Origin of the sequence: Mesorhizobium sp. M7D.F.Ca.US.004.01.2.1 (assembly GCF_003997785.1) — a bacterium.
GTDB lineage: Bacteria > Pseudomonadota > Alphaproteobacteria > Rhizobiales > Rhizobiaceae > Mesorhizobium > Mesorhizobium loti.
The window spans coordinates 1,041-10,752 of record NZ_RZRQ01000210.1 but is presented as its reverse complement, the minus strand read 5'-3'; the positions used below and the strand labels follow the sequence as shown (position 1 = coordinate 10,752).

The window sequence follows — 9,712 nt, the reverse complement described above, 5'->3', positions numbered from 1 at the left end:
CATCTGATGGTCGACATTGGTCAGCACTTCCGGCGCCAGATAGGGCGAGCCGGCCTTGTCGTTAGCCACCTTCATGTTGATGTGCGCCACCGCGCCCTTGCGCAGTGCCTCGGCCTTCTGTTCGCGGATCAGGTCGGCGAAGCGCGCCTGCGCCATCGGCCCCATCGTCGTCGCCTGGTCGAGCGGATTGCCGACGACATAGTTCTTCGTCTCGGCGATGAAGCCCTCGACGAATTCGTCATAGACCTTTTCGTGCACATAGACGCGTTCGATGCCGCAGCAGCACTGGCCGGAATTATAGAAGGCGCCGTCGACCAGATTGGCAACGGCATGATCCATCTTGGCGTCCGGCAGCACATAGGCCGGATCCTTGCCGCCAAGTTCGAGCCCGAGCGTCATGAAGGTACCCGCTGCTGCCCTTTCGATGGCGCGGCCGCCGCCGACCGAGCCGGTGAAATTGACATGGTCGATCTTGCCTGAGCCGAGCAGCTTCTCGGTCTGAGCGTGGTTCAGCACGACATTCTGGAACACGCCCTTGGGCAGACCCACTCTGTCGAAAGCCTGTTGGAAGCGCTCGCCGACCAGCAGCGTCTGCGCCGCATGCTTGAGGATGACGGTATTACCGGCCATCAGCGCCGGCACGATGGTGTTGACGGCGGTGAGATAGGGATAGTTCCACGGCGCGATCACCATGACCACGCCGAGCGGATCCTTCTTCACATAGCGGCGGAAGCCGTCCTTCGGGTTGGAGGCCGGCACCGACTTGAGCGCCTGCTCGGCGATCTCGACCATGTAGTTGGTGCGTTCCTTGACGCCGCCGAATTCGCCGCCATAGCGCACGGGCCGCCCCATCTGCCAGGCGATTTCCGGCACGATCTCGTCGGTCATCGCGACCAGCGCTTCCAGCATCGCGAGCATGTACTTGCCGCGCTCGACGATCGGCGTCAGCGCCCATTTCTCTTGCGCCGCCTTGGCACGCTCGACCGCGGCATTGACCGCCTGATCTGTTGCGATCGGCCGCTCGGCATAGATCGAGCCATCGATGGGGGTAATGAGTTTGACCGTCTCGGTCATTTTGTAAGTCCTCGTATTCTACAACAAAAATCGTATGGCCTGGCGCTGCCCCTCATCCGCCTGCCGACACCCTCTCCCCATTCTTCACGGGGAGAGGGTAAGGGTGAGGGAGCGGCGCCGACGAACGGTCGATACCTAGTACCGCTCGAACCCTCTATGCAGTTCCCAATCCGTAATGCGGCGGTCGTATTCGAACTGCTCCCATTTTGCGGTGTGGACATAGTGTTCGAGCACATCCTCGCCGAGCGCCTGCTTGAGCATCTTGGACTTCGCCAGCGTCTCGGTGGCATCGCGCAGCGTCTTCGGGATCTCCGGCAAACGAGATGCCTGATAGGCATCGCCGACAAACGGCTTCTGCAATTCCAGCTTCTCGTCGATGCCGGCAAGGCCGGCGGCGATCAGCGCCGCGAAGGCGAGATACGGGTTCAAGTCGGCACCGCCGATGCGGCATTCCATGCGGATGCCCTTGGTGCCCTCGCCGCACAGGCGGAAGCCGGCGGTGCGGTTGTCCTCGCTCCACATGATCTTGGTCGGCGCGAAGGTGCCGGCCTGAAAGCGCTTGTAGGAGTTGATGTAGGGCGCCAGGAACCAGGTGAACTCCTTGGCGTATTTGAGCTGGCCGGCGGCCCATTGCTGGCCGAGCGTCGACAGCGTCCAGTCGGCCTTCTTGTCGAAGAACAGCGGCGTCTTGCCGTCGGCGCTCCACAGCGAATTGTGGATGTGGCTGGAATTGCCGGCGAGCCCGTAATTGTACTTGGACATGAACGAGATCGCCTTGCCCTCGGACTCGGCAATCTCCTTGGCGCCGTTCTTCAGGATGACGTGGCGATCGGCCATGTCGAGCGCCTCGGCATAGCGCACATTGATCTCTTCCTGGCCCGGACCCCACTCGCCCTTGGAATTCTCGATCGGAATGCCGGCCGCTTCCATCTCGTTGCGAAGCCGGCGCATGACGCCCTCTTCCTTGGTGGTGATGCCGATCTGGTAGTCGCCGATATAGGGCGATGCGGTATCGAGACCCTGCCAGTGCTTCTTGCGGGCGGAATCGTAGGTCTCGTTGAACAGATAGAATTCAAGCTCGGAAGCGAAATAGCCGATATAGCCGCGCTCCGTCAGCCGCTTGACCTGCTTCTTGAGGATGGCTCGCGGTGAATGCGGCAGGTCGTCATGGGTGTGGTGGTCGAGCACGTCGCAGATCACGAGTGCGGTCTTTTCCAGCCAGGGAATGCGCCGCAGCGTGGCGAGATCAGGCTTCATGACGAAGTCGCCATAACCTTTCGACCAGCTCGCCGCCTTGTAGCCGGGCACCGGTTCCATATCGATGTCGGCGGCCAGCAGATAGTTGCAGCCATGCGTCTCGTCATGCGCGGAATCGACGAAATACTGCGCCAGGAAACGCTTTCCGGCGAGCCGACCCTGCAGGTCGACGATGCAAGCGAGCACCGTGTCGATCTCGCCGCTGGAAACCGCTTTCTTCAATTGATCGAACGAGAAATTTCCGGCCATTCCTTTGGCACTCCAGCGCTTGTCGTTTGGGGCTTGTCATATTGAACGGAAATAAAAAACCGTGGCGAGCGGACCCGCCACGGTTTGATCGGCTGTTTAGGCGGATTCGCCAACGGCCTTTTCGGCCGCTGCGATGGTCGCCCTGCGCTTGGCGATTGCCGCATCGCCAATAGGCGGCCCCTGGAAGCGGCGGTTTTCAACGGCGAACCACAAAACGACGAGCAGAACGATCAATCCGATCGCATAGTTGATCAGGATGTCGAAGGGCGGTTGGATGCCGGCATACATCAACACCAGAACACCAAGCACGGTGATGACGGCGAACGGCTTTGACCAGATGCCGAGCCGGAACGGTCCGAATTCGGTCCAGCTCTTTCCTTCCGCCAGAAGTCCGGCTGCGATCGGCATGGCGTAGGAGACATAGAGGAAGAGAGCGCAACCAGCAGCGAGCGCCGCAAAAGCCGGCGAATAGAGCGTGGCGGCGATCGACAGCACAACACCGAGCCAGATAGCCGGGACGGGCGTGCGCCAGGTCGGCGAAACCTGCTTCCACAAAGACGACCCCGGCAGACCTCCGTCACGCGAAAAGGCAAAGATCATGCGCGAGGTCGAAGTGAGGCCGGCCAGCGCGCAAAGATAGTTCGACAGCACGATGGCGATGCCGAGCAGAGCCTTGAGCCAGGTTGGCGCTGGCAGATTGTTGAACAGGTTGAACCAGGCATTGCCGCCGTCCTTGGCGGTCGCCACGAGATCGGGGCTGGCGAGGACGAAGGAGACCGCCATGATGAAACCGAAGACGAGAGACCACAGGACCGCGTGGATCATGCCTCTGGGCACCGCAACGCGGGCATTGTGCGTTTCCTCGGCGGTATGCGCCGAGGCGTCGAAGCCGGTGATCGTGTAAAGCGGATAGAGAAGGCCGATCAGGAAGGCCACGAGTGCGGTGCGAGCCGTCGGAACATAGCCACCACCGAGATCGCCGGTCGTGTTGACGAAAGTCGTCAACCGCGCAAGATCGAAGCCATGCGCCCCCCAGATCAGGAAGGTCAGCGTCAGGACGACCGCAACAACGAGGATGAGGTAGCCGGAAAAGTCGGTCAACATCGTCGTCGTCTTGATGCCGAGATGATTAAAGAGGCCTTGGGTGATGGTAATCAAGACGACTGCCGCCGTCTGCTGCCAGAAGCCCCAAGCCGATGTGTCCCAGCCGAAGATCGGACCCGCGACGAGCCCTTGAAACAGCAGGTAGACGCCTACATTCACCGAGGCAACGACGAAGATCAGGCCGAGCAAGTTGATCCAGGCCGTGGCCCAGCCCCAGCCGCGTCCGCCCAGAATCGACGACCAGTGGTAGAGGCCGCCGGCGGTCGGATAGGCCGAGCCGATCTGGCCGAGCGAAGCGGCGACGACAAGGGCGAAGACGCCCCCGATGACCCAGCCGACAGTCGCCTCGAAACCGCTGCCGGTGGCCATGGCCAGCGGGAAAGACGTAATGCCGCCCGCCAGAATGCAGATGATCGAGAAGGAAATGGCAAAGTTCGAGAAGCCGCTCATGCGGCGAGCCAATTCCTGGGCGTAGCCCATACTGTGAAGGATTTTTGTGTCCTCCGACTTGTCAGAGTGATCAGGTGTTGTCATGTCAGAATTCCCCTGTTGGTTCTTAGCTGGCCGATTGAACTGACTTTCCGACTGCGCTTGATCGAGAGCCCTTGGCCTCCTCTGGCTCCAGATTCGAAAAAACGCCCGTGAGCAGATCCGCCCATTTCCGCTGCCCGGTCTCGCCGGCGATTTCGTCGTTGCGGATTTCGATCATCGCGCAGGGCAGCCCGCGCGAGCGCGCATGGCGTTCCAGCGTGAAATAGACGCGGTCGGCCGGCGAATAGGGCTCGTTGACGCCTACGGTGACACCGGCAAGCCGCTTCAGCGCCGATATCAGCGGTGCCGCCAACCGGCGATCCTCGTCATGGATGATGCCGATGTGCCAGGGCCGGTTCTTCCCCTTGAAGACCGGGGTGAAGGAGTGAATCGAGACCAGTCGTGTCTCCAGCCCCGCCGCCAACCGATCCTCGATGGTCTTCTCGATCGTGTCATGGAACGGGCGCCATGCAAGCGCGATACGCGCCTCCCGCTCGTCGACAGAGAGTCCCTGGTTCGCCGGGACAACGGTTCTCTCACTGACGCTGACACTCAATATGAGGTCAGGCGCATCGAGCGGACGGTTGCAGTCGATCACCAGCCGCGAAACGCAGGTCTCGACCAGCGTCGCGTCGAGCGCCTGCGCCATGCGGCGGGCAACCGGCAGCGCGCCTGGATCCCAGGCGATGTGACGGGACAGATCCTCGGCGGCAAGGCCGAGCGTACCGAATTCGGCGGGCAGGAAGTTCGAGGCGTGATCGCAGGTCAGCATGAAAGGGCTTGACCCGCCGGGGTTCGTCACCCTCACGGTATCAGACGATGCAAGGCTGGCGGGCCGTGCTTTCTCCATAGTCTGCCGTCCCCGGGGAGCGCTGTATCTTATGTTACGTATTTTGCCTCATTGCGTCCCTGTGGATGATTTCATACAGTTTGTCCGGCTTTGTCAAATGCGATTTCGGAAAAGACCATCGACCGAGCCAGGGGTGGGGAAAAGATGATTTCCAACATTGCCGAACTGATCGCCGACCGCATCGGCACGATGCCGGCCAGCGAACGGCGCGCGGCCCAGACGCTGATCGCTTCCTATCCAATGATCGGCCTGAAGACGGTGGCCGAATTCTCGGCCGCGTCCGGCGTTTCCTCGCCGACGATCCTGCGTTTCGTTGCCCGGCTGGGCTTCCAGAACTATCCGGAATTCCAGTCGAGCCTGCAGGACGAACTGGCGGCGCAACTGCAATCGCCGGCGACAAGGACGCTCAATCCGCCCTCGCCCGGCGGCGGCACGGTGTCGCCGATGCTGGAAGCAACGCTCGACAATATGCGCGAGACGTTCAGGCACCTGTCCGATAAGCAGCTTGCCGACATCGCCGCCCGGCTCGCCGACCGGCGCGGCAAGACCTTCCTGATCGGCGGCCGCTTCACCGATCCGCTGGCGCGTTACATGGCCGCCCACCTCGCCATCATTCAGCCTGATGTCTTTCACCTCGCCGGCCAGGAAAGCATGTGGCGCGACCGGCTGATCGACATGGGCAAGCGCGATGTGCTGGTGATCTTCGACATCAGGCGCTACCAGGACAGCCTCGTCCGCTTCGCCGAGAAGGCGCATCAGCGCGGCGTTCAGATCGTGCTGTTCACCGACCAGTGGCTGTCGCCGATCGCGCGTTTCGCTCGCCATGTCATCGCCGGACGAACCGCGGTGCCGTCGGCATGGGACTCTTCGGCCGCCCTGTTCGTCGTTGCGGAAACGCTGATCGGCGCCGTTACTCGCCAGCTGGAAGCAGAGGGCGCCAAACGCATCCGCGAGATGGAAAGTCTGCGTTAGGCTTCAAACGTTACGTATATTTAATGTGCGCAGTTACTGGAGAGTTGTCATAAGGACGCGATATCGGGGTGGCTTCTTGCCTTATAATAGCCTCGCTGCGTCTGCTTCTTTTCGGGAAACCGGTAGACGGAAGGATTGTTTTACCAACCGGAGTGCCGATGGCCGCCTGGAAACAGATACTTGTCGCGCTGGTGGTGCTGGTTGTGGCGGCAGCCGCCTGGCTGCGCTTTTATCCAGGCGCGCCGGATGTGCTGGTACACTGGGGAATAGACTGGGTTTATGCGGCAGCGCCCCCGGCTGAGACCGGCGCCGCCAATGCCAAGCAGGCAAACGGCCGCAATGGCGGCAACCAGCGGGTGAACGTGGTCGCCCTGGCGGCCACTTCGGCTGTTATCAACGACCGCCTGCAGGCGATCGGCACCGGCCGTGCCAATGCCTCGGTGACCGTCAATCCCTACAGTTCCGGCCGCCTCGCCGAACTGCTGGTCGAATCCGGCAGCCATGTCGACGAGGGACAGATCCTCGCGACGCTTGATTCCGAGACCGAAGTGATCTCTCAGGATCGGGCCAAGCTCGCCTTGCAGGATGCGCAATCCAAGCTCGACCGCGTCAAGTCGCTGCGTGCCTCCAACGCCGCGACACCGGTCGCGGTTGCCGACGCCGAAGTGGTGTTGGCGGGCGCCAAGCTGGCGCTTCAGGATGCCGAACTTGCACTACAGCGCCGGTCAATTCTGGCGCCGATCGCCGGCACCGTCGGCATCCTGCCGATCTCCGCCGGCAACTATGTCACCAACCAGTCGGCGATCGCCACGCTTGACGATCGCTCTAGCATTCTGGTCGATTTCCTCGTGCCGGAGCGTTTCGCCGCCGCCGTCAAGGTCGGCGCGCAATTGACGGCGACGCCGATCGCCAACCCCAGCAATGCCTATACCGGCACGGTTTCGGCCATCGACAACCACATCGATGAAAAGAGCCGCACCCTTCTGGTCAAGGCCAAGATCGCCAATCCGGCCGATTCGCTGCGTGCCGGCATGTCGTTCGGCATCACGATGAAATTCCCGGGACAAACCTATCCGGCCGTCAGCCCGCTGGCGATCCTGTGGGGTTCGGACGGCGCTTATGTCTGGCAGATCGAGAATGGCAAGGCGAGGCGAGTCCCGGTGCGCATCATCCAGCGCAACACCGAGACGGTGCTGATCGACGCCGAGATCGACAGCGGCGACATGGTGGTCACCGAAGGCACCCAGAGCGTCAGCGAGGGCGGCGCGGTCCGCCTCGCAGGCGAAGAGCAGAGCGCCGCGGGCGCGGCCAAAGGCTCATGACCGGAACCATCAACGCCGCCAGCGATATCGGCTTCACCGCGCTGTTCATCCGCAGGCCGGTGATGGCCTTCGTGCTGAACACCCTCATTGCCGTTGCCGGCCTCGCCGCCTTCTACGGCGTCGAAATCCGCGAACTGCCTGACGTCGATCGTGCGGTCGTCACTGTTTCCACCGCCTTCGAAGGAGCGGCTGCCGAAACCGTCGACCGCGAACTGACCGACACGATCGAGGGCGCCGTCGCCCGGGTCTCCGGCGTCAAGTCGATTTCGTCTTCTTCTTCATTCGGCTCGAGCCGAGTTACCATCGAGTTCAACGATGGTGTCGACCTCAATGTCGCCGCCTCGGACGTGCGTGATGCCGTCGGCCGCGTCGCCAACCAGATGCCGGACACCGCCGATCCGCCGCGCATCGTCAAGGCCGATGCCAATTCCGACGCAGTGATGCGACTGGCAGTGACCGCCGACAACATGTCGATCCAGGACATGACCGTGGTGGTACAGGACCAGATCGAGGACGAGCTGGCCGCCGTGCCTGGCGTTGCCGACGTCCAGGTCTATGGCGACCGCGACAAGATCTTCCGCATCGATGTCGACCAGAACAAGCTGGCCAGCCTTGGTTTTACGGTTGCCGATCTCAGGGCGGCGCTTGCCTCTGTTGCCTTCGATTCACCGGCCGGTTCGATCACCACGACCAATCAGGATCTGATCGTTCGCACGACCGCCGACGTGACCACGCCGGAAGAGTTCGAAAACATCATCGTCGGCGGTACAACGCGCATCCGCGACGTCGCCACCGTCACGCTCGGCCCCGATGTCGGCCAGACCACGCTGCGTTCGGACGGCAAGACCGGTATTGGCATCGGCATCATCCGCCAGGCGGAATCGAACACGCTGGACATCTCCACTGGCGTCCAGGCGGCCGTCGCCAAGTTGCAGGAGAACCTGCCCAAGGGCATGTCGATCAAGATCACCAGCGACGACGCGGTCTTCGTCAAGGGCGCGGTGCACGAGGTCGAGATCGCGCTTGGCCTGTCCGTGACCATGGTGCTGATCGTCATCTATGTGTTTCTGCTCGACTGGCGCGCAACGCTGATCCCCGGCCTGTCGATGCCGGTCGCCATGATCGGCACCATCGCCGCCATCTATCTGGCCGGCTTCTCGGTCAACATCCTGACGCTGCTTGCTCTGGTGCTAGCGACAGGACTGGTCGTCGACGACGCCATCGTCGTGCTCGAAAACATCGTGCGACGACGCAACCAAGGCATGGGGCCTCGCGCCGCCGCCGTGCTTGGCGCGCAGGAAGTGTTTTTCGCCGTCATTGCCACCACCTTGACGCTCGTCGCCGTCTTCGTGCCGATCTCCTTCCTGCCCGGCCAGACCGGTGGCCTGTTCCGCGAGTTCGGCTTCGTGCTTGCCATGTCGGTGCTTTTGTCCTGCGTGGTAGCGCTCACACTTTGCCCGATGCTCGCTTCGCGCATGCTGACCAGCGCGTCGCTCCACCACGAAGGCGGTCACGGCATCGGCGCCCGCATCGGCGGCGTGCTCAATACGGCCTACAAGCGCGGCCTGCACGCCTGCCTCGATGCACCATGGATCGTGCTCCTAGTCGCGGTGCTGTTTGCCGGCACCGCCTTCACGCTGTTCGGCACCATCCGCCAGGAACTGACGCCGACCGAGGACCGCGCCGCCGTGCTGTTGCGCATCAGCGCCCCGCAAGGCGTCAGCCTCGACTACACCACCCAGCAGATGCAGAAGATCGAGAAGCTGATCCAGCCGATGCGCGATTCCGGCGAAATCCGCAGCACCTTCGAGAACGCCGGCCAGAACGGTTCCTACAACTCCGGCTTCATGGTGATGACGCTGGCGCCGTGGAACGAGCGCAGCCGCAGCCAGCAGGAGATCATGGCCGAGATCAGCCGGCTGACCAGGCAGGTGCCGAGCGTGCGCATCTTCCCGGTGCAGCCCAACAGCCTCGGTATCCGCGGTGCCGGCAACGGCCTGCAGTTCGCGCTGGTCGGCAACGACCGCAAGGCGCTCGGCGACGCGGCGGTGAAGATCATCGCCGAGATGCAGAAGGACCCGCGCTTCCAGACCCCGCGCCTGTCCATCGACCCGACGCAGCCGCAGCTGGCGGTGGCCATCGACCGCGAGCGCGCCTCCGACCTCGGCATCGACATCACCGGGCTGGCCAACACCTTGCAGGCCATGCTCGACGGCAACGACGTCGTCGACGTCTACATCGCCGACCGCAGCTATGGCGTGAAGCTTGTCTCGACCACCAATCCGATCAACGACCCGACCGATCTGGAAAACATCTTCTTGAAAACGGCCGATGGCCGCTTCGTGCCGATGTC

Annotated in this window: 7 protein-coding genes; 3 read left to right on the top strand and 4 right to left on the bottom strand. The window is 62.5% G+C overall.

Going from position 1 to position 9,712, the window contains the following annotated elements; all coding sequences use genetic code 11:
• The 4 genes from EN993_RS24025 to EN993_RS24010 form a co-directional block, all read right to left on the bottom strand.
• Positions 1–1,074: aldehyde dehydrogenase family protein (locus EN993_RS24025; RefSeq protein WP_127265002.1), on the bottom strand; the 1,074-nt coding region annotated here is incomplete at its 3' end.
• A gap of 135 nt (positions 1,075–1,209) precedes the next feature.
• Positions 1,210–2,580: a glutamine synthetase family protein gene (locus EN993_RS24020; protein WP_127265001.1), complete on the bottom strand. Its 1,371-nt coding sequence runs from the start codon at positions 2,578–2,580 to the stop codon at positions 1,210–1,212.
• A 96-nt stretch (positions 2,581–2,676) separates the two neighbouring features.
• Positions 2,677–4,218, bottom strand: coding sequence for an amino acid permease (locus EN993_RS24015; RefSeq protein WP_109659199.1), 1,542 nt, complete (start codon positions 4,216–4,218; stop codon positions 2,677–2,679).
• Positions 4,219–4,240: 22 nt separating this feature from the next.
• Complete coding sequence (locus EN993_RS24010; RefSeq protein ID WP_109659197.1) at positions 4,241–5,065, bottom strand: N-formylglutamate amidohydrolase; 825 nt, start codon at positions 5,063–5,065, stop codon at positions 4,241–4,243.
• Between the two features lie 144 nt (positions 5,066–5,209).
• On the opposite strand from EN993_RS24010, the gene EN993_RS24005 reads away from it, so the two are divergent.
• The 3 genes from EN993_RS24005 to EN993_RS23995 form a co-directional block, all read left to right on the top strand.
• Positions 5,210–6,037: a MurR/RpiR family transcriptional regulator gene (locus EN993_RS24005; protein ID WP_109661214.1), complete on the top strand. Its 828-nt coding sequence runs from the start codon at positions 5,210–5,212 to the stop codon at positions 6,035–6,037.
• A 158-nt stretch (positions 6,038–6,195) separates the two neighbouring features.
• Positions 6,196–7,359, top strand: a complete 1,164-nt coding sequence (locus EN993_RS24000; protein WP_109659195.1) for an efflux RND transporter periplasmic adaptor subunit — start codon at positions 6,196–6,198, stop codon at positions 7,357–7,359.
• The coding region (locus tag EN993_RS23995) for an efflux RND transporter permease subunit (RefSeq protein ID WP_245468952.1) at positions 7,356–9,712 on the top strand (2,357 nt) is incomplete at its 3' end. The genes EN993_RS24000 and EN993_RS23995, both read left to right, overlap by 4 nt.